At 70.9% G+C, this 24,066-nt stretch carries 23 protein-coding genes and 5 tRNA genes; 9 read left to right on the top strand and 19 right to left on the bottom strand.

Annotated elements, in window-relative coordinates; translation table 11 throughout:
• Window positions 1-35: 35 nt before the first annotated feature.
• The 3 genes from coaD to recG form a co-directional block, all read right to left on the bottom strand.
• Entirely contained in the window at window positions 36-515 is a 480-nt protein-coding gene (gene coaD, locus ACTWOL_RS26705; protein WP_474301269.1) for a pantetheine-phosphate adenylyltransferase, read from the bottom strand.
• 26 nt (window positions 516-541) lie between these two features.
• Window positions 542-1,126 (bottom strand): 16S rRNA (guanine(966)-N(2))-methyltransferase RsmD, encoded by a 585-nt coding sequence (rsmD, locus tag ACTWOL_RS26700; protein WP_474299327.1) that lies wholly within the window; start codon window positions 1,124-1,126, stop codon window positions 542-544.
• Between the two features lie 121 nt (window positions 1,127-1,247).
• A complete protein-coding gene (gene recG / locus ACTWOL_RS26695; protein ID WP_474299326.1) occupies window positions 1,248-3,449 on the bottom strand; it encodes an ATP-dependent DNA helicase RecG in 2,202 nt (733 codons plus the stop codon).
• A 202-nt stretch (window positions 3,450-3,651) separates the two neighbouring features.
• On the opposite strand from recG, the gene ACTWOL_RS26690 reads away from it, so the two are divergent.
• The 3 genes from ACTWOL_RS26690 to ACTWOL_RS26680 all read left to right on the top strand — a co-directional run bounded on the left by ACTWOL_RS26690 (window position 3,652) and on the right by ACTWOL_RS26680 (window position 8,427).
• A complete protein-coding gene (locus tag ACTWOL_RS26690; protein WP_474299325.1) occupies window positions 3,652-5,382 on the top strand; it encodes an HSP90 family protein in 1,731 nt (576 codons plus the stop codon).
• 109 nt (window positions 5,383-5,491) lie between these two features.
• The gene (locus ACTWOL_RS26685) at window positions 5,492-7,696 is read left to right on the top strand and encodes a hypothetical protein (RefSeq protein WP_474299324.1); all 2,205 of its coding nucleotides are present in this window, start codon (window positions 5,492-5,494) and stop codon (window positions 7,694-7,696) included.
• Window positions 7,669-8,427 (top strand): hypothetical protein, encoded by a 759-nt coding sequence (locus tag ACTWOL_RS26680; protein ID WP_474299323.1) that lies wholly within the window; start codon window positions 7,669-7,671, stop codon window positions 8,425-8,427. Before ACTWOL_RS26685 ends, ACTWOL_RS26680 begins: the two co-directional genes overlap by 28 nt.
• Before the next feature lie 203 nt (window positions 8,428-8,630).
• Here ACTWOL_RS26680 and ACTWOL_RS26675 read toward each other — a convergent pair whose 3' ends face one another.
• Entirely contained in the window at window positions 8,631-10,316 is a 1,686-nt protein-coding gene (locus ACTWOL_RS26675; protein ID WP_474299322.1) for a DAK2 domain-containing protein, read from the bottom strand.
• Window positions 10,317-10,549: 233 nt separating this feature from the next.
• On the opposite strand from ACTWOL_RS26675, the gene rpmB reads away from it, so the two are divergent.
• On the top strand, window positions 10,550-10,735 hold the full coding sequence (gene rpmB, locus ACTWOL_RS26670) for a 50S ribosomal protein L28 (protein ID WP_003957616.1): 186 nt from the start codon (window positions 10,550-10,552) through the stop codon (window positions 10,733-10,735).
• Between the two features lie 140 nt (window positions 10,736-10,875).
• On the opposite strand, the gene thiD is transcribed toward rpmB, so the two are convergent.
• Both thiD and ACTWOL_RS26660 read right to left on the bottom strand, forming a co-directional pair.
• Window positions 10,876-11,673: a bifunctional hydroxymethylpyrimidine kinase/phosphomethylpyrimidine kinase gene (thiD, locus tag ACTWOL_RS26665; RefSeq protein WP_474299321.1), complete on the bottom strand. Its 798-nt coding sequence runs from the start codon at window positions 11,671-11,673 to the stop codon at window positions 10,876-10,878.
• A gap of 5 nt (window positions 11,674-11,678) precedes the next feature.
• A complete protein-coding gene (locus ACTWOL_RS26660) occupies window positions 11,679-12,638 on the bottom strand; it encodes a thiamine-phosphate kinase (protein ID WP_474299320.1) in 960 nt (319 codons plus the stop codon).
• Window positions 12,639-12,850: 212 nt separating this feature from the next.
• On the opposite strand from ACTWOL_RS26660, the gene ACTWOL_RS26655 reads away from it, so the two are divergent.
• Both ACTWOL_RS26655 and ACTWOL_RS26650 read left to right on the top strand, forming a co-directional pair.
• Window positions 12,851-13,084: an Lrp/AsnC family transcriptional regulator gene (locus ACTWOL_RS26655; RefSeq protein ID WP_019068732.1), complete on the top strand. Its 234-nt coding sequence runs from the start codon at window positions 12,851-12,853 to the stop codon at window positions 13,082-13,084.
• A gap of 23 nt (window positions 13,085-13,107) precedes the next feature.
• Complete coding sequence (locus ACTWOL_RS26650; protein ID WP_474301268.1) at window positions 13,108-13,587, top strand: DUF3515 domain-containing protein; 480 nt, start codon at window positions 13,108-13,110, stop codon at window positions 13,585-13,587.
• Window positions 13,588-13,599: 12 nt separating this feature from the next.
• On the opposite strand, the gene ACTWOL_RS26645 is transcribed toward ACTWOL_RS26650, so the two are convergent.
• The 3 genes from ACTWOL_RS26645 to ACTWOL_RS26635 all read right to left on the bottom strand — a co-directional run bounded on the left by ACTWOL_RS26645 (window position 13,600) and on the right by ACTWOL_RS26635 (window position 16,822).
• Entirely contained in the window at window positions 13,600-14,772 is a 1,173-nt protein-coding gene (locus ACTWOL_RS26645; protein ID WP_474299319.1) for a D-alanine--D-alanine ligase family protein, read from the bottom strand.
• A gap of 263 nt (window positions 14,773-15,035) precedes the next feature.
• Window positions 15,036-16,073, bottom strand: coding sequence for an NAD(P)H-dependent glycerol-3-phosphate dehydrogenase (locus ACTWOL_RS26640; RefSeq protein WP_474299318.1), 1,038 nt, complete (start codon window positions 16,071-16,073; stop codon window positions 15,036-15,038).
• The gene (locus tag ACTWOL_RS26635; RefSeq protein ID WP_474299317.1) at window positions 16,070-16,822 is read right to left on the bottom strand and encodes a lysophospholipid acyltransferase family protein; all 753 of its coding nucleotides are present in this window, start codon (window positions 16,820-16,822) and stop codon (window positions 16,070-16,072) included. Before ACTWOL_RS26635 ends, ACTWOL_RS26640 begins: the two co-directional genes overlap by 4 nt.
• 156 nt (window positions 16,823-16,978) lie before the next feature.
• On the opposite strand from ACTWOL_RS26635, the gene cofC reads away from it, so the two are divergent.
• Window positions 16,979-17,896, top strand: a complete 918-nt coding sequence (gene cofC, locus ACTWOL_RS26630; RefSeq protein ID WP_474299316.1) for a 2-phospho-L-lactate guanylyltransferase — start codon at window positions 16,979-16,981, stop codon at window positions 17,894-17,896.
• Between the two features lie 145 nt (window positions 17,897-18,041).
• Here the strand turns inward: cofC and ACTWOL_RS26625 are convergent, their stop codons facing one another.
• The 4 genes from ACTWOL_RS26625 to leuC form a co-directional block, all read right to left on the bottom strand.
• Entirely contained in the window at window positions 18,042-18,677 is a 636-nt protein-coding gene (locus ACTWOL_RS26625; RefSeq protein ID WP_474299315.1) for an HU family DNA-binding protein, read from the bottom strand.
• A gap of 170 nt (window positions 18,678-18,847) precedes the next feature.
• Entirely contained in the window at window positions 18,848-19,075 is a 228-nt protein-coding gene (locus ACTWOL_RS26620; RefSeq protein ID WP_387163226.1) for an SCO5555 family protein, read from the bottom strand.
• A gap of 104 nt (window positions 19,076-19,179) precedes the next feature.
• Window positions 19,180-19,773, bottom strand: coding sequence for a 3-isopropylmalate dehydratase small subunit (leuD, locus tag ACTWOL_RS26615; protein WP_474299314.1), 594 nt, complete (start codon window positions 19,771-19,773; stop codon window positions 19,180-19,182).
• A gap of 5 nt (window positions 19,774-19,778) precedes the next feature.
• Window positions 19,779-21,212 carry a 3-isopropylmalate dehydratase large subunit gene (leuC, locus tag ACTWOL_RS26610; RefSeq protein ID WP_474299313.1) on the bottom strand — a complete coding sequence of 478 codons (1,434 nt, stop codon included), beginning with the start codon at window positions 21,210-21,212 and terminating at the stop codon, window positions 19,779-19,781.
• 176 nt (window positions 21,213-21,388) lie between these two features.
• Here leuC and ndgR point away from each other — a divergent pair, with 176 nt between their 5' ends.
• Window positions 21,389-22,105 (top strand): IclR family transcriptional regulator NdgR, encoded by a 717-nt coding sequence (gene ndgR / locus ACTWOL_RS26605; RefSeq protein WP_351223454.1) that lies wholly within the window; start codon window positions 21,389-21,391, stop codon window positions 22,103-22,105.
• A gap of 140 nt (window positions 22,106-22,245) precedes the next feature.
• Here the strand turns inward: ndgR and ACTWOL_RS26600 are convergent, their stop codons facing one another.
• On the bottom strand, window positions 22,246-22,731 hold the full coding sequence (locus ACTWOL_RS26600) for a DUF4188 domain-containing protein (RefSeq protein WP_474299312.1): 486 nt from the start codon (window positions 22,729-22,731) through the stop codon (window positions 22,246-22,248).
• An 84-nt stretch (window positions 22,732-22,815) separates the two neighbouring features.
• Between ACTWOL_RS26600 and ACTWOL_RS26595 the strand changes: the two genes are divergently transcribed.
• Entirely contained in the window at window positions 22,816-23,454 is a 639-nt protein-coding gene (locus tag ACTWOL_RS26595) for a MerR family transcriptional regulator (RefSeq protein ID WP_474299311.1), read from the top strand.
• Window positions 23,455-23,501: 47 nt separating this feature from the next.
• On the opposite strand, the gene ACTWOL_RS26590 is transcribed toward ACTWOL_RS26595, so the two are convergent.
• From ACTWOL_RS26590 to ACTWOL_RS26570, 5 genes are all read right to left on the bottom strand, one after another.
• Window positions 23,502-23,574: transfer RNA gene (locus tag ACTWOL_RS26590), tRNA-Glu, on the bottom strand.
• A gap of 21 nt (window positions 23,575-23,595) precedes the next feature.
• Window positions 23,596-23,667 (bottom strand) — tRNA-Gln (locus ACTWOL_RS26585).
• 13 nt (window positions 23,668-23,680) lie between these two features.
• Window positions 23,681-23,753, bottom strand: a tRNA-Glu gene (locus ACTWOL_RS26580).
• Between the two features lie 83 nt (window positions 23,754-23,836).
• Window positions 23,837-23,909, bottom strand: a tRNA-Glu gene (locus ACTWOL_RS26575).
• A gap of 21 nt (window positions 23,910-23,930) precedes the next feature.
• Window positions 23,931-24,002, bottom strand: a tRNA-Gln gene (locus tag ACTWOL_RS26570).
• Window positions 24,003-24,066 lie beyond the last annotated feature (64 nt).

Raw genomic sequence — 24,066 nt, 5'->3', positions numbered from 1 at the left:
CCGGGTGACGGCCGGTCAGGGCCCGGTGCCCGGCGTCACTTCTTCGGGAGGCGCTCGGTCAGCGCGGCCAGCACCACGGGCGGCACCAGATGGGACACATCGCCGCCCCAGGCCGCGACCTCCTTGACCAGGGAGGACGACAGGAAGCTGTAGGTCGGGCTGGTGGGCACGAAGAGCGTCTCGACGCCCGAGAGGCCGTTGTTCATCTGGGCCATCTGCAGCTCGTAGTCGAAGTCGCTGACGGCGCGCAGGCCCTTGACGATGGCGGGGATGTCCCGCTCCTTGCAGTAGTCGACGAGCAGGCCGTGGTAGGCCTCCACCTCGACGTTCCCGTACTCGGCGGTGACCTCGCGGATCAGCCCGATCCGCTCGTCCACGGTGAACAGGCCCTGCTTGGCCTGGTTGATCATCACCACGACGTGCACCACGTCGTACAGCTTGGAAGCGCGGGCGATGATGTCGAGGTGTCCATTGGTGATGGGGTCGAACGACCCCGGACAGACGGCGCGGCGCAACTGAAGTCCCTCGCTCTCCGGTCCGGTCATGGTGCGTCTTCGCACGTAGAGGCGGCGCGACCGTACCAAAGCGTTCCTTCGCCGTAACGGCGGGCCCGCAGTGGCTCGATGCCCTCCGGCCACACGAACTCGCCGCCTCTGGTGCTGCGCTCCACGGTGACGACGGCGTCCGGCGCGAGCCAGCCCCCCGTGCGGAGTGTGAGGAGAATCTCGCGAAGATCATCGTCCGTGACGGCGTACGGGGGGTCAAGGAACACGATGTCGTACGGGTCGGCCGGCGCCGGCCCCTGCACGATCTGCTCGGCCCGGCCGCCGCGGACCTCGGCGCCGGGCAGTGCGAGCGTCCGCACGTTGTCCCTGACCGTGCGGGCGGCGCGGCTGTCGGCCTCGACGAGGAGGGCATGAGAGGCGCCACGCGACAGCGCTTCGAGCCCCACCGCGCCCGAGCCGGCGTAGAGGTCGGCGACCCGCAGGCCCCGAAGGGTGCCCAGCAGCGACTCCCAGGTGGAGAACAGGCCTTCGCGCGCACGGTCGGAGGTCGGGCGGGTGCCATTGCCCGGCGGCACGGCCAGGCGACGTCCGCCGGCCGCACCGGCGATCACGCGGGTCATCTGGGTCCTTCTCGGCGCTCGTTTCGGTCCGGTCTCCTCCACGATATGGGCTCGCGGAGGGCCGGACGGCCCCCGGCCCCGCCGCAGCGGGCAGCCGGGCCGTGCCCGGAGCCCCGGCCCCTCAGCCTTTGTCCAGGTACTGCTCGCGGTCCGCGTCCAGCAGTGCGTCGAGCGCGGTACGCAGCTCCGGCAGCCGTTCCAGCTCCGGGTCGGCGGTGACCACCGCCACGGCCTCGTCGCGGGCGGCGGCGATGACCTCCTCGTCGTCGATGACCGCGAGCACCCGCAGCGAGGACCTCGCGCCGGACTGGGCCTGGCCCAGCACATCGCCCTCCCGGCGCTGCTCGAGATCGATACGGGACAGTTCGAAGCCGTCCAGCGTGGCCGCGACCGCGCCGAGCCGGGCACGGGCGGGGCTCGCCTCCGGCATCTCGGTGACGAGCAGACACAGCCCGGGGGCCGAACCGCGGCCGACGCGGCCGCGCAGCTGATGGAGCTGGGAGACACCGAAGCGGTCGGCGTCCATGATCACCATCGCCGTCGCGTTCGGAACGTTCACCCCGACTTCGATGACGGTCGTGGCCACCAGGACGTCCACCTCGCCCGCGGCGAAGCGGCGCATGACGTCGTCCTTGTCGTCGGGTGCCATCCGGCCGTGGAGCACCTCCACCCGAAGCCCTTGCAGCGGACCCGCGGTCAGCTGCCCGGCCACGTCCAGCACGGCAAGCGGCGGCCGCTTCTCGGCCTCGTCCTCCGGCGACTGCTTCTTCTTCCCGGCCTCGTCCTCCACGGAGTCGCCGATCCTCGGGCAGACGACGTAGGCCTGGTGCCCGCCGTCGACCTCCTCGCGCACCCGCTCCCAGGCACGCGCGAGGAAGTGCGGCTTGTCCGCCGCCGGGACCACATGGGTGGCGATGGGTGAGCGCCCCGCGGGCAGCTGGTCCAGCACGGACGTCTCCAGGTCTCCGAAGACCGTCATGGCGACGGTGCGGGGAATGGGGGTGGCCGTCATGACCAGCAGATGGGGCGGTTGCCTGCCCTTGCCCCGGAGGGCGTCCCGCTGCTCCACGCCGAAGCGGTGCTGTTCGTCGACCACGACGAGCCCCAGGTCGTGGAACTGCACAGCGTCCTCGATCAGCGCATGGGTGCCGATGACGATGCCCGCCTCGCCCGTGACCAGGTCGAGCAGGGCATGGCGGCGAGCCGCCGCCCCCATGGAGCCGGTGAGCAGCACGACTTTGGTCGCGTGCTCGGCGCCTCCGAGCATCCCGCCCTCGGCGAGGTCGCCCATCATCTCGACGACCGAGCGGTGGTGCTGCTGGGCGAGGACTTCGGTGGGGGCGAGCATCGCGGCCTGGCCGCCGGAGTCGACGACGGCGAGCATGGCGCGCAGGGCCACCATCGTCTTGCCCGAGCCGACCTCCCCCTGCAGCAGCCGGTGCATGGGGTGTTCGGTGGCCAGATCACCGAAGATCTCGGCGGACACCTTCTGCTGGCCTTCGGTGAGGGTGAACGGCAGCCGGGTGTCGAAGGCGGCGAGCAGCCCGTCGGCGGCGGGCGTACGGGCGACCGCGGGGAGCTGGGTGTCCGCGTGGCGCCGGCGGGCGAGGGCGACTTGGAGCACGAACGCCTCGTCCCACTTGAGGCGCTCCCTGGCCTCCTCGACGTCCGCCTTGCCGCCCGGGCGGTGGATCTTGAGCAGGGCCTCGTGGAGGGAGACGAAGCCGCGGCCCTCGCGCAACGCGGGCGGGAGCGGGTCGACGGCGTGGCGCGCCTGGGGCAGCACCGCGTCGACGGCTTTGGCGATCTTCCAGGACTCCAGGCCCTTGCAGGCGGGATAGATCGGGATGAGCTTCCCCGCGAACGCGCTGACCGTGCCTTCGCCGCCGTCCGTGCCATCGGAGGACAGCCGCTCGTAGCTGGGATGGGCCAGCTGCAGTCTGCGGTTGAACATCGACACCTTGCCGGCGAACATGGCGCGGCTGCCCGGCAGCAGGTCCTTGTGCGGTTTGTGGATGCCGCGCCCGAAGAAGACCAGCTGGAGCCGCCCGCTGCCGTCGGTGATGGTGATCTCCAGGCGCTGGCCCCGCCCGCCGTTGAACGTGTGCACACGGGCGTCCGCGACCTGGGCCACGACCGTGACGTGCTCGTCCAGCGGGAGGTCGGCGAGCCGGGTCAGCTGGCCGCGCTCCTCGTAGCGCCGCGGATAGTGGTGCAGCAGATCTCCGACAGTGCGCAGGCCGAGGTTCTCGGCCATGACCTTCGCGGTCGCCGGGCCGAGGCTGGTTTTCAGTGGTTCATCCAGTGCGGACACGCGATCCATTGCACACCACGGCACCGACAGCCGTCGCACACCGGTCGATAACCGCTGGTCGCGACGGTGCCGCTCCCCCTAGGATGACGATCTCTTCCCCCCGCTTCCGCCCCCGCCTGCCCCCTCTTGCCAGGTTTTGCCAGGTTCGCGATCACCGACCACGGGATCGCCCTACCCGCGCCGCCACTCGGCCCCCACCGGCGCAGCGACGATGACTTCTGAGACTTCCGAGATTTCCGCGACGCCCGAGACCGCACCGCACACCTTCCAGGTCGATCTGCGCGGCCTGGTGGACCTGCTCTCCCACCACCTGTACTCCAGTCCCAGGGTCTATCTGCGCGAGCTGCTGCAGAACGCCGTGGACGCGATCACCGCGCGCCGCGCCGAGCAGCCGGACGCGCCGGCCCGGGTGCGGCTGTACGCCGGAGAGGGCAGGCTGCGGGTCGAGGACAGCGGTATCGGCCTGACCGAGGCGGACGTGCACGGTCTGCTCGCCACCATCGGCCGCAGCTCCAAGCGGGACGGCGGGCTGGAATCGGCCAGGGCCGAGTTCCTGGGCCAGTTCGGCATCGGCCTGCTCGCCTGTTTCGTCGTCGCCGCGGAGATCCGCGTGGTGAGCCGCTCCGCGCGGAACCCGGACGCCGCACCGGTCGAGTGGGCGGCGCGCGACGACGGTTCGTACACCGTGCGCACCCTCCCGGACGACGCCCGCGCCGAGCCCGGCACCACCGTGTACCTCACCGCCCGCCCCGGCAGCGGCGAATGGCTCACGGAGGGCCGGGTACGGGACCTCGCACGGGACTTCGGCTCCCTGCTTCCCTACGACGTGCGCGTCGGCGAGGAGCCCGTCACCGATCTCCCGGCTCCCTGGGACCGCTCCTACCCCACCCCGGCCGCGCGGCGGGTCGCGCTCGCGGGCCACTGCCACGAGCTCTTCGGCTTCTCCCCGCTCGACTCGATCGACCTCGATCTGCCCCTGGTGGGCGTGCGCGGTGTCGCCTACGTCCTGCCGTCGGCGGTGAGTCCCGCCCAGCGCGCCGGACACCGGGTGCACCTCAAGGGCATGCTGCTCACCGACCGTGCTGACGAACTCCTGCCCGACTGGGCCTTCTTCGTGCGCTGCGTCCTGGACACCGACAGCCTGCGCCCCACGGCGTCGCGCGAATCGCTGTACGCGGACGAGACCCTCGCCGCCGTGCGCGACGCGCTCGGGGCCCGGGTACGGGACTGGCTGACCGGACTCGCGGCGGGCGACCCCGAACGGCTCGCCCAGTTCCTCTCGGTGCACCACCTGGGAGTGAAGTCACTCGCCCGGCACGACGACGACATGCTGCGCACGATGCTGCCGTGGCTGCCGTTCGAGACCACCGACGGCCGGCTGTCCCTGGAGGAGTTCGCCCAGCGGCACCGCATGGTGCACTTCACCCGGACCGTGGAGGAATACCGCCAGGTCGCACCCATCGCGTCCGCCCAGGGCATAGGCGTCGTCAACGGCGGCTACACCTACGACTCCGAACTGGTCGAACGGCTGCCGTCGGTACGCCCCGGCACGGCGGTCGCCGAACTCGACGCGGACACCGTCACCGCGCACCTCGACGCGGTCGACCCGGCCGACGAACTGGCACTCGCCGGCTTCCTGTCAGTGGCGCGTGCGACGCTGGATCCGCTCGGCTGTGACGTCTCCCTGCGCTCCTTCCACCCCCTGACCGTGCCCGCACTGCACCTCGACGACCGGGCGGCCCGCCATGAGCAGGCCCGCGCGCAGGCCGAGGAGCAGGCCGACGACCTGTGGGCGGGCATCCTCGGTTCGCTGCGCGGCAGTGCGCCGAGGGCCCGTCTCGTGCTGACCACCTCAACCCCCTGGTCCGCCGGATCAGCACCCTGGGCGACCCCGCGCTCGCCGGCACCGCCGTCGAATCGCTCTACGGGCAGGCCCTGCTGATGGCACAGCGCCCGCTGCGCCCCGCCGACTCGGCGCTGCTCAACCGCGCGTTCGCCGGGCTGCTCGAATGGGCCACCCACACCGCCGCGGACCCGAAGGAGGACGGCCGATGAGCCCGCACACCGACACGGCCGCGATACGGCAGGCCCTGTACGAGAACTACCAGTCGCCCGAGGGCGCCGCGCGCAACGCCCGCGCCGAGCGGCTGCTCGCCGAGGCCGAGCCGACCGGCGACACCCCGCTGGTCATCGAGGCCCTCGCGCATCTGCTCCAGGCGTACAACTACAGCTCGGAGAAGGACAAGCTGTTCGTCCCCTTCGCGCGGCTCCTGAAGATGTGGGACGAACGGCCCGGGGACTTCGACGCCCAGGCGGCGCACTGGCTGCACTGGTACTTCAAATGGGTGTCCACGGACATGCTCGACCAGCCGCACATCCCGCTCGCTTCCATCGAGAAGTGGCTGGGCGAGATGGAGCACCGCTACCGGCTGGCGGGCCATTCCGAACGGGCGGTACGGCAGGGTGAATTCCTGCTGGCCCGGCACATCGGCGACCTGGGTCGGGCCGAACGCGCCCACGCCGCATGGCTGGCCGCCGACCGCGACCGGATGGCCGACTGCCACGCCTGCGAGCTGCACGACCAGGGCTCGTGGCACGCCCGGCTGGGCCGTGACGAGCAGGCGCTCGAGCTGTGGCGCCCGGTGCTGGAGGGCGAGTACACCTGCTCGCACGAGCCGCACGCGGTCCTCGCGGCCTCCCTGCTGCCGCTCCTGCGCCTCGGCCGGGTGGAAGAAGCGCGTGCCCATCATCTGCGCGGCTACCGCATGGTGCGCCCGCTGGAGAGCATGCGCAGCTGGGTGGCCATGCACGTCGAGTTCTGTGCGCTGAGCGGCAACGAGGCACGGGGCCTGGAGATCCTCTCGGACCGGCCCGCGTACTTCACGGACAGCGGCGACCCCGATTCCCTGATGGACCATCTCACCGTCACCGCGCTGCTGATGGACCGGCTCGTCGGTCTCGGGCACGGCGATCAGGACGTACCGGGGCCGTCCGGGCAGTCGTGGACGGCTCGCGGACTTGCCGACCACGCACGCCGGCAGGCGCTGGCGCTCGCCGCACGCTTCGACGAGCGCAACGGCACGGCTGCCGTGAGCACCCTGGTCCGGACGCGGCTCGACCGGAAGCCGCTGGTGGAGCGCCTTCCGCTGGGTGTACGGGCCGTACGGCCGGCTCCTGCCGCAGCGGTGGACCGGCCCGCTCCCCCGGCCGCGGCCCCCGCCCCGACGACGGGTGTGGAGGAGTTGCTCGACGAGGCGCGCCGGCTGAGCGAGGCCCGGCACCCGGACGCGGGCGCCGCATGGGAGGCCGTCGCGGCGGCGGCCGGTGACTGCGCGGACACCGAGCTGGACGAACGGGCGCTGGCCGAGATCGACGACCACCGTGCCATGGGCCTGCGGACCGAGGCGTCCGAGGCGGTGCGGCTCTTCCAGGCCGCCGCCGGGCACTACGAGGCCGCGGGCGACCCCGGCGAGGCGGCGGCAGCGCTGGCCCGGGGCGCCTGCGCGATCGCACGCGGCGGTGACCCCGAGGCGGCCCTCGCAGCCGTAGAGGAGGCCATCGCACGCGCCCTCGCGCTGTACGCGGAAGGCAGGACCGGCGCCGGCCAGGTGGCCTCGGCACTGATCAACCGGGTGCGGATCCGGCTAGTACTGCAGGACGACGAGAACGACGAAAGCGACGTGAGCGCCGGGAGCGAGGCGGAGTCCGGCCGGCGGGCCGAGGCGCTCGAGCGGTCCGTGACCGAGCTGCTCGATTTCTGCGACCGCACCGCGCGGACCACTCCGTCGCCGAGCGCATCGCCGAGGCACGGTCCGTGCTCGGCGACGTCGCGGCGTACCGGGGCGAGGCCGCGGCGGCGGCCGAGCTGTACGCGGACGCGGCCGGGCTGTTCCTCGAGGCCGGACAGCCGTGGTACGCGGTCGAGCCCGAGGCCCGCCAGGCCGCCCTGGCACAGCATCAGGGCGACCCGGAGACCGCGGAACGCGCCGCCCGCTCCGCCCTGGAGCACGGAGCCCCCTACGTCACCGCGCCCGGGCACGCCCGGCTGCATCTGCGGCTCGCCGAAATCCTCGGCGCCCAGGGCCGGTTCGCCGAGGCCGCCGACCATGCGCTGGAGGCCGCGCACTGGGCCGACGAGGCCGCCGAGAGCATGGGAATGGGCGCGTACGCCCGGCACCAGCTGGGTGGCTGGCTGCTGCGCGCCGGGCGCGTGGAGGAGGCGGCGGCCGTGCTGGAGGCCGTCCTGCCCGATCTGACGGTCGAGGACCACGGTGACGGGATGGTCGTCCAGACCCTGTGGTGGCTCGGCGACTGTCTGACCGAGCTCAAGGACCCGCGCGCCGCGGCCGAGCACTGGCTCAAGGCGGCCGACATCGCCCGGGACTGGCCCGAGCAGCGCGACCACGCGATGCTCGCCACCCTCGCGGGCCAGGCGCTGTACCGGGCGGAGCTCAACACGGAGGCGGACCGTGCCTACGAGCGCTCGGGCGCGCTCTGGCGTGATCTGGGGGACGTGCACGCGGTGGTGCGCGCGCTGCGGGTGCGGGCGTGGATCGCGATCCGGGAGGGGCAGGCCGGGGCGGAGGCGGCCGAAGCCCTTATGGCGGAGGCGGCGGCGGAGTGCGAGCGGGCGCTCCTCACCGCGGACGACGCGACCGTCTCCGCCCGTCTGCGCGCGGAACTGGCCGACACCCATCGGCAGACCGGTGAGCTGATCGCCCAGCAGAGCGAGCGGGCGGAGACGTACGCGCGGGCTCTGACGTTCGTCGAGCGGGCGATCGCCGGGTTCGACGAGGCCGGCGAGGGCTTCACGGACCTTCGGACGGCCGCGGAGCTGCTGGCCGCGTGGCTCGAGGCGGACATGGGCGCGAAGGCCGCGGCGATCCGCCGGGCGGAGGCGGTGCGGTCCGCGTACGAGGACGTCCCGGGCGAGACGGCGCAGGCACGGCGGGCGGAGGCGGACTCGGTCCTGGAGTACGTCTCCTGACCACGCTGTGCGGTGGCCTCCGGCGGGGTGGGGTGCTGTCGGGCTTGTCCGGGGCGGGGCGCTGCGCGCTGCGGTGGGCTGCGCGGGGCCGGTGCGGTTGTTGGGCTTGACCGGTGCGGATGATGGGCTTGGCCGGTGCGGGGTTGGCGCCCGGGCAAGCGGAACGGGGCCCGCCCGCCCCGTACCCCCACCCCGGAGGGGACCTACTCCACCCCGATCATCAGACGCGCCCCCCGCCCGCCCCGGTGCACCACCGTGTCCACCGCCAGGTACCCCCGGCGGACGTGGGTCTCCAGGCGGTCCGCCAGGCCCGCCGGGGCGTCGTCCGGGAGGACCAGGGTGACGAGTTCGCCGCCGGCCGAGAGCATGCGGTCCAGCACTGTCTCCGTCGTCTCCGCGAGGTCTGTGCCGATCACCGCCACATCGCCGTCGATCAGGCCGAGTACGTCGCCCGCCTGACAGACACCCGCAGACGTGAAGGACTGCCGCTCGGCGACGGCCAGTTCGCCGTAGCGGGTCGCGCCCGCGGCCGAGGTCATCGCGACGACGTCCTCGTCGAAACGCCGGTCCGGCGCGTGGACCGCGAGCGCCGCGATGCCCTGGACCGCGGAGCGGGTGGGGATGAGGGCGATCCTGACGCCCTCGGTGCGGGCCTGCTCCGCGGCCGCCGCCGCGGTGTGCCGCAGCTCCGGGTCGTTCGGCAGGAGCACGACCTCGCGTGCGTGCGCGCGCCTGATCGCCTCGACGAGTTCGCCGCTCGCGGGGGGCTCCCCTGGCCGCGCCAGCACGGTGGTCGCGCCGGCCGCCTCGCAGAGGGCGGCGAGCCCCTCGCCCGGCACCACGGCGACGACCGCCCGCTGGACCGGTTCACGCGGCTCGTCGGCCGAGGCGGCCTGGTCGAAGTGGGTGATCCGGATCCGGTAGGGCCGCCCCGCCTCGACGCCCGCCTCCACGGCCGCTCCGGCATCGTCGACGTGTACATGGACGTTCCACAGTCCGTCGCCGCCGACGACGACCAGTGAGTCGCCGAGAGCGTCGAGCCGGTCCCTGAGCCGGGCCACCGCGGGGTCCTCGGCTTCCAGGAGGTAGATCACCTCGAAGGCGGGGCCGCCCGCTGCGCACGACCGTGCGTCGGGGGTGACGGCGGGGTGAGAACGGGCAGCCGGGCGCCGCTCGGGCACCTCCCCCGTCAGTGCCTCGGCCAGCGCCCCGAGCACGGCGAGCAGGCCCTGGCCGCCCGCGTCCACGACGCCCGCCCTCCCGAGGACCTCGAGCTGCCCGGGAGTCTCCTCCAGTGCCGTACGGGCATGCGTGTACGCGGCCACCACTGCGGCCACGTCGTCACGGTGGGCGTCGGCGTGGCCCACGGGGAGGGCGGTGTCCCCCGCCGCGTCCGCCGCCGCCGACGCCACGCTCAGGATCGTCCCTTCCACGGGATGCGCGACCGCCTCCCGCGCGGACCGTGCGGCGCACCTCAGCGCGGCGGCCAGAGCGCCGCCCGGCTCGGCGAGCACCTCGGCCATACCCCGCAGCAGCTGCGCCAGGATGGTCCCGGAATTCCCCCGCGCCCCGATCAGTGCCCCGTGTGCCATGGCTCGCACGGTGTCCGCGAGGGCCGGTTCCCCGGGGTCGGGTTCCCCGGTCTCGTACGCGGCGAAGACCGCTTCCACGGCCCGGGACGCGGATTCGAGGGTGAAATAGAGATTGGTGCCGGTGTCCCCGTCCGCGACCGGATAGACGTTGATCGCGTCGAGCTCCTCACGCTCGCGTCCCAGCGCCTCCAGTGCCAGTGAGCACCAGGTGCGTACCGCGAGTGCGTCGAGGGCCCGCCCGTCTCCCGCAGCCGTCCCCTTACGGGGCCCCGCGGGCCGCCCCTCCTGCTTCGGCAACTGTTGTCCTCCTTGAGCGGCCGGCTGCACCGCAGGGTAGACCCGGGCCCGGTCCGCGGCCGGGGCGGGGGGCGGAGGAAGCCATGGTAGTTTCGTTGTACGGGTGCAGTCGTTGTATGCTGCTCCGGTTGCCCGATGAGAATCGGGCCATTCCCCCGGCAAGCCACTTCAGACATCTGATTCCGGCACGCCGGATTTCACTGTAAGTGCATCTGAAGTCTTTGGAGTGACCCGTGGCTGCCAACTGCGACGTCTGCGGCAAGGGGCCGGGCTTCGGCAACAACATTTCGCACTCGCACCGCCGTACGTCCCGTCGCTGGAACCCGAACATCCAGCGCGTGCGTGCCGTGGTCGGTCGGACGCCGAAGCGGCTCAACGTCTGCACCTCGTGCATCAAGGCCGGCAAGGTCTCGCGCTAACCGCGACGTTTGTCGTAGCGCAGCCCTATCCGGTTGCCTGAAAAGCCGGTCCACCTCGGTGGACCGGCTTTTTGCCGTCTCCGCACGCCTCGTGTGCCCGGAACCGGTCGAACCGCAGCCGGAAGATCCCGTTCCGGTGATCACGTCTGCCGGAAACGCCAGCCGTGGTCGACCGGGCCGATTCCGCCGCCCAGCGCGTATCCCGCGGCGATGGCCCCCGTGACGTAGTCCTTGGCGAGGTGCACGGCCTCGGGCACCGTGAGCCCCTTGGCGAGGCCCGACGCGATCGCCGATGCCAGCGTGCAGCCGGTGCCGTGCGTATGCCGGTTGTCGTGACGCGGCGCACGCAGCCGGTACTCGTCGGTGCCGTCGGTGAGCAGGTCCACGGCGTCGCCCGCGAGGTGCCCGCCCTTGATCAGGACCCAGCGCGGGCCGAAGCCCAGCACCGCGTCGGCCGCGCGCCGTAGATCGGACTCGCTCTCCACCCGGAATCCGGTGAGCTGGGCGACCTCGTCCGTGTTCGGGGTGGCGACGGTCGCGGCCGGCAGCAGCCGCGTCCGCACCGAGTCCAGCGCGGACTCGGCGAGCAGCGGGTCCCCGTGCTTGGAGACGCCGACCGGATCGACGACCACGGGTGCGTCCGTGCCGGCGAGCAGTTCGGCGACCGTCTCGACGAGTTCGGCCGACGCCAGCATCCCGGTCTTGACGGCGCTCACACCGATGTCGTCGACGACGCTGCGGTACTGGGCGCGTACCGCAGCCGCCGGAAGCTCCCAGGCTCCCTGTACCCCGAGCGAGTTCTGGGCGGTGACGGCCGTGATCACGCTCATGCCGTGGACGCCGAGGGCCAGCATCGTCTTGAGGTCGGCCTGGATGCCGGCGCCGCCGCCGGAGTCGGATCCGGCGACGGTGAGCACCAGTGGCGGCGCCTGTGCCATCGCCCTCACACCTCTCCGAAGTGGTCCCAGCCGCCCTTGTTCGTCCAGGGTGCCCCGTCCACTGTCACCTGGGGCAGCGCGGAAGGGTTGAGCACCTCGCCGATGACCTTCCAGCGGGCCGGCAGTTTCGCGTCCGCGGGGAAGGTCGCGACGATCGCGTGGTCCTCGCCGCCGCTCAGCACCCACTGCAGCGGGTCGACGCCGACGGCCTGGCCGATGTCGTTCATCTGCGTGGGAATGTCGATGAGTCCGGAGCGCAGGTCGATACGGACCTTGCTGGCCTCGGCGATATGGCCGAGGTCGGCCACCAGCCCGTCACTGACATCGGTCATGGCGGTGGCGCCGAGCCCGGCCGCGGCGGGGCCGGCGTGGTACGGCGGTTCGGGGCGGCGATGGGCCTCGACGAAGGCGCGGGGTGAGCGGAAGCCGCGCGAGAGGACCGCGTGCCCGGCTGCGGACCAGCCCAACCAGCCCGTGTAGGCGACGACATCGCCGGGCTGGGCGCCGGCACGGGTCACCGGATCGTGGTTGCGCAGATCGCCGAGAGCCGTGATCGCGATCGTGATGGTGTCGCCGCGTACGACATCGCCGCCGACCACCGCGGCGCCCGCGACCTGGCATTCGTCGCGGATGCCGTCCATCAGCTCGGTGGCCCAGGTGACGGGCAGATCGGCGGGGACGACGAGGCCGAGCAGCAGCGCGGTGGGAACGGCACCCATCGCCGCGATGTCGGCGAGATTCTGCGCGGCGGCCTTGCGGCCCACGTCGTAGGCCGTCGACCAGTCGCGCCGGAAGTGCCGTCCCTCCAGCAGCAGGTCGGTGCTGGCCACCACCCTGCGGTCGGGCGCGGCCACCACCGCGGCGTCGTCGCCGGGTCCGAGTCGTACGGCGGGGGTGGAGGTGAGCCGGGAGGTGAGCTCCCTGATGAGCCCGAACTCCCCCAGTTCGCCCACGGTGCCCTTCATTCCTGTGCTCCTTCTGCCCCAGTGCGGTTGCGGTAGCGAGCCGTCACTGCTGTCGGTACGGTCGAGTAGGCCGAGCAGCCGGTCAACTTCTGTGCTTCGTGCGCCACGCTGCGCACATCACGGAGCGCGCAGGTCTCCCCGCGGCCCGCGGCGACGCGATACCGTGGCGTCCCTTCTCCCCACATGATCCTCGTGGCCGCCCTGGAGGTTCCGTGGTACAGGCGTACATCCTTATTCAGACCGAGGTGGGCAAGGCGTCGACCGTCGCCGACACCATCTCCAAGATCCCGGGGGTGATCCAGGCCGAGGACGTGACAGGTCCCTACGACGTGATCGTGCGCGCCCAGGCCGACACGGTCGACGATCTCGGCCGCATGGTGGTTGCCAAGGTCCAGCAGGTGGACGGCATCACGCGAACCCTGACCTGCCCGGTCGTGCACCTGTAGCCCCCGTCTACCCTTGGCCGGTGATGTCCTTTCACCGGCTTGCCTCCCTGCCCGCCGCGGCCGTGGTGCTCCTGGCCGTCGCGGGCTGCTCCGCGGACGCGCCGGTCACGGTCGCGGCTCCCACTCCCCCTCCCCAGGAGAAGGCCCTGTGCCGTGCGCTGCACGAGGCGCTCCCGCAATCCGTGGCCGGAGTGGACCGCCGGGACCCCGAGCCGCGCTCCGAGCTGACCGCCGGGTGGGGGGACGCCGCGATCGTACTGCGCTGCGGTGTCCCCCGGCCCGCGGGGATGAGTGATCCCGGGGCACAGGCGGTCGAGGTCAACGGCGTCAACTGGCTCGTGGACGAGCGGGACGACAACGGCCCCCGCCTCACGACCGCGTCCCGCAAGACCTATGTCGAGGTCACGCTGTCGCAGCGGTACGCGCACGACCTCGGTCCGCTGACGGACCTGGCGGGAGCGGTCGCGAAGACCGTCCCGCCCCTCTTCGACGGCAATCCCTGAGCCTGCCCCGGCTCAGCGCAGTCCGGTCGATCGCCTGAGAGCCGCCTGGATCAGCCGGTCGACGAGGTCCGGGTAGCTGATCCCGCTCTCCTGCCACATCCGCGGGTACATGGAGATCGGTGTGAAGCCGGGCATGGTGTTGATCTCGTTGATCACGAACTCGCCGTCCTCGGTGAGGAAGAAGTCCGCGCGGACCAGCCCCTCGCAGGACGCCGCCTCGAACGCCTCGACGGCCAGCCGCTGTACCTCGGCGGTCTGCTCCTCGGTGAGCGGGGCGGGCACCAGGCCGGTGGCCGAGTCGATGTACTTGGCTTCGAAGTCGTAGAAGTCGTGCGCGGAGACCGGTGGGATCTCGGCGGGCACGCTGGCGCGGGGGCCGTCCTCGAACTCCAGCACCCCGCACTCGATCTCGCGGCCGCGCAGCAGCGACTCGACGAGGATCTTGGGGTCGTGCCGCTGGGCTTCCTCGATCGCCTCGTCGAGCCCGGAGATGTCGTCGACCTTGGTGATGCCGATCGAGGATCCCGCGCGCGCGGGCTTCACGAACAGCGGCCAGCCGTGCTCGCCCGCGAAGTCGACGATCTTCTTACGCGCGGCGGAAGGATCCTGTGCCCACTCGCGCGGCCGGATGACCACATAGGGGCCGACCGGCAGTCCGAAGGAGGCGAAAACCCGCTTCATGTACTCCTTGTCCTGGCCGACGGCGGAGGCCAGAACGCCCGAGCCGACGTACGGGACGCCGGAGAGCTCCAGCAGGCCCTGCAGAGTGCCGTCCTCGCCGTAGGGTCCGTGCAGCATCGGGAAGACGACGTCGACCTCACCGAGGGCCTTGGGCACCGAGCCGGGCTCGCTGTAGACCACCTCGCGGTTGGCCGGGTCGACGGAGAGGACGACACCGCCCTCGGTGGACTCGGCGAGCGCGGCGACCGACGGCATCTTCCGGTCGGTGATGGCCATCCGGTCCGGCTCGTCGGCGGTCAGCGCCCAGCGGCCGTCGCCGGTGATGCCGATGGGCAGCACGTCGTACTTGGTGCGGTCGATGGAGCGCAGCACGGCACCGGCCGTCACGACGGAGATCGCGTGCTCGGAGCTGCGGCCGCCGAAGACGACCGCGACACGCGGCTTGCGGTGCGCCTCACCTTGCGTAGGGGCGAGGTCGGGGCTGTGGTACGGGTTCTCGCTCATATCGCGACGAGACTACCTTGCGCCTTCACCCGGGCGGCAGGCCCGCGCCGCAGCACGCCGACGGCGTCACTCAGCGGTAGTGAACGGTGGCGCTCGGGACTCGACAACGTCCTGGGCCAACGTGGGGAGGCACAGGAAAGCACGGGAAAGCGCGGGATATCACGGGCCAGCAGCCGTACGAGCGCAAGCACTGCCGGGGAATCCCGCGTCCCGGCGTCCCACGGGATCCCATGGGACGTCCTGGGATCCCGTGCGATCCCGTGTCAGTGCCGTTCGGGCTTCGCGCTGCGCGACATCAGCTCCTTGAGGGCGACGACCGGTGGCTTGCCCTCGTGGACGATCGACACGACGGTCTCGGTGATGGGCATATCGACACCGTGCCGCCTGGCCAGATCCAGGACGGACTCGCAGGACTTGACGCCCTCAGCCGTCTGCTTGGTGGCGGCGATGGTCTCCTGCAGGGTCATCCCCCGCCCGAGATTGGTCCCGAAGGTGTGGTTACGGGACAGTGGGGACGAGCAGGTGGCGACGAGGTCACCGAGTCCGGCGAGGCCGGCGAAGGTCATCGGGTCCGCGCCCATGGAGAGGCCGAGGCGGGTGGTCTCGGCGAGGCCGCGGGTGATGAGAGTGGCCTTGGAGTTGTCACCGAGCCCCATGCCGTCCGCGATACCCACGGCGAGACCGATGACGTTCTTGACCGCTCCCCCGAGTTCGCACCCGACGACGTCGGTATTGGTGTAGGCACGGAAGTACGGGGTCATGCAGGCGGACTGGAGCCGCTGGGCGACCGTCTCGTCGGCGCAGGCCACCACGGCCGCCGCGGGCTGGCGGTCGGCGATCTCCCTCGCGAGGTTGGGCCCGGTGAGGACCGCCACCCTCCGGCTGACGTCCTCGGGGGTACCCCCGCCCGGCGCCTCGGCGACGACTTCCGCGATGACCTCGCTCATCCGCTTGGCGGTGCCGAGCTCCACGCCCTTCATCAGGGAGACGAGGACGGTGTCGGACGCCAGTTTCGGCGCCCATTCGGCCAGGTTGGCGCGCAGGGTCTGGGAGGGCACGACCAGGACCGTGAAGTCGGCGGCGTCGGCGGCCTCCGCGGCGTCCGTGGTGGCCCGTACGTTCTCGGGAAGCCTGACTCCCGGCAGGTAGTCCGGGTTGGTCCGGGTGGTGTTGATGGCGTCGACCGGTTCGGCGCGGCGGCCCCAGAGGGTCACCTCGCATCCGGCGTCGGCGAGGATCATCGAGAAGGCGGTGCCCCAGGAACCGGTGCCGAACACGGCGGCCTTGGCGGGACGGGTCACTTCATTCCCCCCTCGGCGGCCTTGCGCCGCTGGTCCGCCCGTACCCTGCGGTGGTCGAACAGCTCGCGGGGCGCCTTCTCACCGCGTACTTCCTCGAGGAGCCCGGTGATGGCGGCCATGATCGTCTCGGTCGCCTCGCGCAGCACCTCGGGCGTGGGCTCCTGGCCGTAGAACCGGGAGAGGTCGACCGGCGGCCCCGCCTGCACGATCAGGGTCTTGCGCGGGAACAGCTGCAGCTTGTTCTCCTTGGCGTACGGCGGCATCGCCAGATTCGCGCCCCACTGGGCGACCGGGATGACCGGGGCCTTGGTGAGCAGTGCGACACGGGCGGCACCGGTCTTGCCCGCCATGGGCCACATCCCGGGGTCGCGGGTGAGCGTGCCCTCCGGGTAGAACGCGACGCACTCGCCGCGTTCGATCGCGTCGACGGCGGCACGGAAGGCGTCCAGCGCGTTGGTCGTCTCGCGGTAGACGGGGATCTGGCCGGTTCCGTGCAGGATCGTGCCGACGAACGTGGCCTTGAAGAGGGCGGCCTTCGCCAGGAACCTGGGAACGCGTCCCGTGTTGTACTGGTAGTGGGCGTAGGACAGCGGGTCCAGATACGAGTTGTGGTTCACGGCGGTGATGAATCCGCCGTCGGCCGGGATGTGCTCCATTCCGCGCCAGTCCCGCTTGAACAGAACCACCAACGGCGGTTTCGCGATGACCGCCGCCAGGCGGTACCAGAAGCCGATTCTGCGGCGGGACACTCGGACACCTTCCTCTATAGACCTGGCTGCTGTCTCTGCGGCCTGGCTGCTGGGGGTCAAGTGTCGCCCCACGCCCCCTGTCTGTCGAGAACACCGTACGCCTCGGGGGGCGGCGAGTACGCCCTGTCCGCCTTGCGGGCAGGTCACAATGAGGCCGTGCACTGGTCACTCGTCGTTCCGCTGAAACCCCTCGCCCTGGCCAAGAGCAGGCTGGCCGAAGCCGCCGGCGAACCACTGCGCCCGCGTTTCGCACTGGCCTTCGCCCTGGACACGGTGGCGGCGGCGCTGTCGTGCCACGCCGTCGGGGATGTGGCCGTCGTCACGGACGATCCGCTGGCCGCGGCGGAGCTGGCCGCACTCGGTGCGCGGATCGTGCCGGACACACCGGCGGCCGGTCTCAATGCGGCGCTGGCGCACGGCGCCGAGGTGGTCCGTGCGGCCCGTCCCGGCGCGGCGGTGGCGGCTCTCAACGCGGATCTGCCCGCACTGCGGGCCACGGAATTGGCACTGGTGCTCGCGGCGGCCGAGCAATTTCCCCGGGCTTTCCTGGCGGACTCGGCGGGAATTGGCACGACTTTTCTCTCGGCTGCTCCCGGTTGGGAATTGCGTCCCGCATTCGGCGGGCGTTCCCGAAACCGGCATTTGCGGTCCGGGGCGGCGGAAATTGCGGTGGAGAGCGCCGACTCGGTGCGCCGGGACGTCGACACCGCCGATGACCTTCGGGCCGCACTGGCTCTGGGGGTGGGTCCGCGTACCTCGGAGCGCTGCGCCGCGCTGCCGGTATTGCGGCGGGAACCCGCCCCTGCCGGGCCGGTACGCGCGGAGGGGGCGCGGGCCCAGGGCACTTACGGTGCCGGATACGCTCTGGGCATGCAGGCGACCGCGTACACCTACGACTCAGAGACCCGCAGCGGCAGTGTGCTGCTCGACGACGGGACTCCGGTGGACTTCGACACCGCGGCGTTCGACGCCGGCGGGCTGCGCCTGCTGCGGCCGGGGCAGCGGGTCCGTATCGAGACCGAGGGCGAGGGCGAAACCCTGCGGATCACTCTGGTGACGCTGCAGACGCTCTGATCGGACGCCCTGAGCGGATCACCGTGCGGGCGCGCCCACCGGGCAGCGCCTCGGGAAACGCCGAAGGGCCGACGAAATGCCGCGGGCCGGGCTCCCCCGGGGGAGTCCGGCCCGTCGCGTGAGTGGCCCTGTGGTGCTGCGCCGCTTACTTCTTGCGGACGGTGGTCTTCTTGGCGGCGGTCGTGCGCGCCGTGGCCTTCTTGGCCGGCGCCTTCTTGGCGACCGCCTTCTTCGCGGGAGCGGTCTTCTTGGCCGCGGCCTTCTTCGCCGTCGTCTTCTTCGCCGCGGTCTTCTTCGCTGCCGCGGTGGTCTTCTTGGCGGCGGTGGTCTTCTTCACCGCGGTCTTCTTCGCGGCAGCCGTCGTCTTCCTGGCTGCGGTGGTCTTCTTCACCGCGGCCTTCTTGGCGGTCGCCTTCTTCGCGGCGGCCTTCTTCGCGACGGTGCCGACCTGGAGGCTGCCCTTGGGGGCCTTCTTGACGGCGACTTCGCCACCCCTGGGGAGCTTCTTCGTGCCGCTGACCAGGTCCTTGAAGCCCTGGCCGGCGCGGAACCGCGGCACCGAGGTCTTCTTGACCCGCACGCGCTCACCCGTCTGAGGGTTACGGGCGTAACGGGCGGGGCGGTCAACCTTCTCGAACGAACCGAAGCCGGTGACCGAAACCCGGTCCCCGCCGACAACCGCGCGGACGATCGCGTCGAGGACCGCGTCGACCGCCTCGGCAGCCTGCTGGCGGCCGCCCATCTTGTCGGCAATCGCTTCTACGAGCTGCGCCTTGTTCACTTCTTCCCCTTCGGAGACATAGCCGGAACGAAAGTGTTCAAGCTTTTTCGCACGTTAGGCAGATATATACCGCAAATCAAACACGAAACGGGCTAATCACCCTAGTGCCGCAACGAAGTCGACCGTCGCGGCCACGCGGCGGAGCCGCAAATCGACCCGCCGCCGGGCGGTCAGTCACCTTGGGGGAAACGACCTTCATCGAGGTCGTTCATCAACCGGTCCAGGCGCCTTGCGGCGTCTGCGAGATCGTGCTTGGCCACGGCCGTCACGGCCAGCAGCTTCCGGGACAGCGCCATCCTTACGCCCTCCGGGACTTGCAGTTCGCGCACACGCGTGTGCGCCTCCTTCAGTCGGTCCGCGACTGCCTGGTAGAGCTCGAGTTGGCTGTCGCGTTCCATGCACCGATTGTGCCATCTGGGGCGAGTTGTCGCCCCATAGGGTCTCAACAAGCGACTGCGCCCTCCACCGTCAGGTGGAGGGCGCAGTCGGGGAAAAGCGCTGCTCAGACCTCAATTGTACGAGGCTTGAAGGCCGGCCTCGACGCCTCGTAGGAAGAGACGTCGGCTTCGTTCTGAAGGGTGAGGCTGATGTCGTCGAGTCCGTTCAGCAGCCGCCAGCGGGCGTTCTCGTCCAGCTCGAAGTCGGCGGTGACGCCTGCCGCACGGACCTGCCGCTGCTCCAAGTCAACAGTAATTTCGGCCATCGGGTCTGACTCGATCAGCTCCCAGAGCCGGTCCACGGTCTCCTGCGGCAGAACCACGGTCAGCAGACCGTTCTTGAGCGAGTTGCCACGGAAGATGTCGGCGAAGCGGGACGAGATGACGGCCTTGAACCCGTAGTTCTGCAGCGCCCAGACGGCGTGCTCGCGCGAGGAGCCGGTACCGAAGTCGGGGCCCGCGACCAGGACCGTGGCGCCCTGGCGCTCAGGCTGGTTGAGGACGAAGTCGTCGTTCTTGCGCCAGGCCTCGAACAGTCCGTCCTCGAAACCGTCGCGGGTGACCTTCTTCAGCCAGTGCGCCGGGATGATCTGGTCGGTGTCGACATTGCTGCGGCGCAGCGGGACGGCACGACCGGTGTGTGTGGTGAAAGCTTCCATGGCGGTCAGACTCCGGCGGGCGTACGAGGGGCGGACAGGTCGGTCAGATCGGCGGGTGACGCCAGATGGCCGACGACGGCCGTTGCGGCGGCGACCTGCGGCGAGACCAGATGGGTCCGGCCGCCCTTGCCCTGCCGGCCCTCGAAGTTGCGGTTGGAGGTGGAGGCGGAACGCTCCCCCGGAGCCAGCTGGTCGGGGTTCATGCCCAGGCACATCGAACAGCCCGCGTGCCGCCATTCGGCGCCGGCCTCCTTGAAGACCTTGTCCAGACCCTCCTCGACGGCCTGCAGCGCGACCCGCACCGAACCGGGTACCACCAGCATCCGTACGCCGTCGGCGACTTTGCGGCCTTCGAGGACCGAGGCCGCGTTGCGCAGGTCCTCGATACGGCCGTTGGTGCAGGAGCCTACGAAGACGGTGTCGACCTTGATGTCGCGCAGTGCCTGCCCGGCGGTCAACCCCATGTACTCCAGGGCCTTTTCGGCGGCGAGCCGCTCCGAAGCGTCCTCGTACGAAGCCGGGTCGGGGACGCTGGCCGACAGGGGCGCGCCCTGGCCGGGGTTGGTTCCCCAGGTGACGAACGGGGAGAGCTCCGCCGCATCGATGAAGACCTCGGCGTCGAAGACCGCGTCGTCGTCGGTGCGCAGGGTCTTCCAGTACGCGACCGCAGCGTCCCAGTCCTCGCCCTGGGGGGCGTGGTCACGGCCCAGCAGATAGTCGAACGTCGTCTGGTCCGGGGCGATCATGCCGGCCCGGGCGCCGGCCTCGATCGACATGTTGCAGATGGTCATCCGGGCTTCCATCGAGAGCTTCTCGATGGCGGAGCCTCGGTACTCCAGGATGTAGCCCTGGCCACCGCCGGTACCGATCCTGGCGATGATCGCCAGGATGAGGTCCTTGGCGGTGACGCCGTCGGGCAGCTCACCCTCGACGGTGATCGCCATGGTCTTGGGCCGGGCCAGCGGCAGCGTCTGGGTGGCCAGCACATGCTCGACCTGCGAGGTGCCGATGCCGAAGGCCAGCGCGCCGAAGGCGCCGTGGGTGGAGGTGTGGGAGTCACCGCAGACGACGGTGGTTCCGGGCTGGGTGAGGCCCAGCTGCGGTCCCACGACGTGGACGACGCCCTGCTCGACGTCACCGAGGGGATGCAGCCGGACACCGAACTCGGCGCAGTTCTTGCGCAGTGTCTCCAGCTGGGCGCGGGAGACCGGGTCGGCGATCGGCTTGTCGATGTCGAGGGTCGGCGTGTTGTGATCCTCGGTGGCGATGGTGAGGTCGAGCCGCCGCACCCGGCGTCCGTTCTGGCGGAGGCCGTCGAAAGCCTGCGGGCTGGTCACCTCGTGCAGGAGGTGCAGGTCGATGTAGAGGAGGTCGGGCTCGCCCTCGGCGCGCCGGACGACGTGGTCGTCCCAGACCTTCTCCGCGAGTGTCCTACCCATCGCTTTCCCTCCGGCCCGGCAGCGCTGCCGGGCCCAACTAGAGATCAATTGCGCGGCCGTCCGCACCCTTGGTGGCGGCCGGGGACGCGGGCCCTCGTGTGGCCGTACATCCAGGTTCGCAACTTCTCGAGGAAATTGAACTTGCGTTTCACAGAGTGAGACGCGAGTATCGTTGCATGGACAACTCTAGTGGCGTCGGTGTTCTCGACAAGGCAGCTCTGGTACTGAGCGCGCTGGAGTCCGGTCCGGCCACCCTCGCCGGGCTGGTCGCGGCGACAGGGCTTGCGCGGCCCACGGCACATCGTCTTGCCGTGGCACTGGAGCACCACCGGATGGTGGCGCGGGACATGCAGGGCCGGTTCATACTGGGCCCCAGGCTGGCGGAGCTGGCCGCGGCGGCCGGCGAGGACCGGCTGCTGGCCACGGCCGGGCCGGTGCTGACTCATCTGCGCGATGTCACCGGCGAGAGCGCGCAGCTCTACCGCCGGCAGGGAGACATGCGCATCTGCGTGGCGGCAGCCGAGCGGCTGTCCGGACTGCGGGACACGGTGCCCGTGGGCTCGACCCTCACGATGAAGGCCGGCTCCTCGGCCCAGATCCTGATGGCCTGGGAGGAGCCGGAGCGGCTGCACCGAGGTCTGCAGGGTGCCCGTTTCACGGCGACGGCCCTGTCGGGTGTACGGCGCCGGGGCTGGGCCCAGTCGATCGGCGAGCGCGAGCCGGGAGTCGCCTCGGTATCGGCCCCCGTGCGCGGGCCGTCGAACCGGGTCGTGGCCGCCGTCTCGGTGTCCGGACCGATCGAGCGGCTGACCCGCCACCCGGGCCGTATGCACGCCCAGGCCGTGATCGACGCCGCGGCCCGACTGTCGGACGCCCTTCGCCGGACGGGGTAGCGCCCGGCTCCTCAGGATCTTCTTTCCGCTCTCCCCCGGCCGCCGCTCCGACGCCGCGGCGGCCGGGATGCCCGTGGTGCTGTTCGGTTCGTTTCGGCCGGCCCGCGGGCCTGGCTCAGGGCTGTCCGGGCGGACAGGACCTACGCGGCCTTGAGACGGTCGGCCGCGCGGTCTCCGCGGCGACCGACCGGGATGACACCGGTCGCCTCGCCCAGGCCGAACTCCGGCATGTTGATGTAGACGGACTCATAGGAGCCGGCCGGGACGACGTACGTCTCGTGCCAGAAGCCGACCTTGCCCTTGCCCTCGCGCACCCTGCGGTTGAAGGCGGCCCATGCGGGCCGGTGCTCCCCGTCCCGGTCGGACGCGTAGGCCAGGAGCTTCTCCTTCGACTCCCAGTACTGGACCAGATAGAACAGCCGGGGGCCGCCCAGCAGGTACTGGCAGCCCAACAGACCGCGCTCCTTCTCCCGGGAGAGTTCGGCGACCATCCTCGGCATGACCTTGGCCACCGGCAGCCAACTGCGCAGTGCCCGGAAGTTGTTGATCCGCATCCCGATGAGGAAGACGGTCACACCGTCCTGCGACTGTGCCGTCATGCGCCCCTGAATCGTCCGCTTGCCCATCGCGGCCTCCTTGGCGAGCTTCTTTGGATAGTGGAACTATCTATAGTTGGATAGTGTCACTCCCCAAGGAAAGGCGCAAGCGAAATGAGGCTGGCGGAGCTCAGCGAGCGCAGTGGCGTCCCCACCGCGACGATCAAGTACTACCTGCGTGAAGAGCTGCTGCCGGCCGGGCGGCGGATCAGCGCCACCCAGGCCGAGTACGGCGAGGACCATCTGCGCCGGCTCCGGCTGGTCCGCGCGCTGATCCAGGTGGGCCGGATACCGGTGGCCGTCGCACGGGAGGTCCTGGCCGCCATCGGGGACGACTCCCTCGATCACCACATGCGACTCGGCGCCGCCGTGTGGTCCCTGCCGCACGGACCGGAGCCGGACCAGGACGATCCCGCGATCGACTCGGCCCGCCACACCGCCGACGCCCTGCTGGAACGGCTCGGCTGGCAATTCGGCCGCGAGACGGGGGCCGCATCACCCGCGTACCGGATGCTGGTCGCCTCGGTCGCCACGATGAGCCGGCTGGGCTACCCCTGCGATGTGGAGCAGCTCCTCCCGTACGCGCGCAGCGCGGGCGAACTGGCCGTCGCCGACCTGGACTTGGTGGAGCGGTACGAGGACGAAGAGACGCAGGTGGAGGCCGCGGTGGCCTGCACGGTGCTGTACGAGCCGGTGTTGCTGAGCCTGCGCAGAATGGCCGAGGCGGAGGAGTCGTACCGCCGCTTCGGCTGAGAGACGCGAGAAGGCCCTCCCCGTACGGGGAGGGCCTTCTCGATACGTACCCCCGACCGGATTCGAACCGGCGCTACTGCCTTGAGAGGGCAGCGTGCTAGGCCGCTACACAACGGGGGCCTTGCAGATGAGCTCTGCGAGCTGGCCTACCTGGACTCGAACCAAGACTAACTGAACCAGAATCAGTCGTGCTGCCAATTACACCATAGGCCATGGTGTAGACCAGTACCCCCGACCGGATTCGAACCGGCGCTACCGCCTTGAGAGGGCGGCGTGCTAGGCCGCTACACAACGGGGGCCCTAGCGATCCCGTCCGGCAGAGCCGGACGATGTCACCACAAGATCACCGGGAGCTACCCGGGTGATCAGCGGGATGGATCTGTACCCCCGACCGGATTCGAACCGGCGCTACTGCCTTGAGAGGGCAGCGTGCTAGGCCGCTACACAACGGGGGCCTTGCAGATGAGCTCTGCGAGCTGGCCTACCTGGACTCGAACCAAGACTAACTGAACCAGAATCAGTCGTGCTGCCAATTACACCATAGGCCACCAAAACTCAACCCCCCTACGGGGGTTTCGTTCGGGTTATGCGCTTCCGGTCCTTGGCTTTCGG

The sequence above is a fragment of the Micromonospora sp. IBHARD003 genome (genome assembly GCF_056106285.1).
Note: the sequence above shows the minus strand (reverse complement) of the source record. Positions and strands in the feature narration are given on the sequence as shown.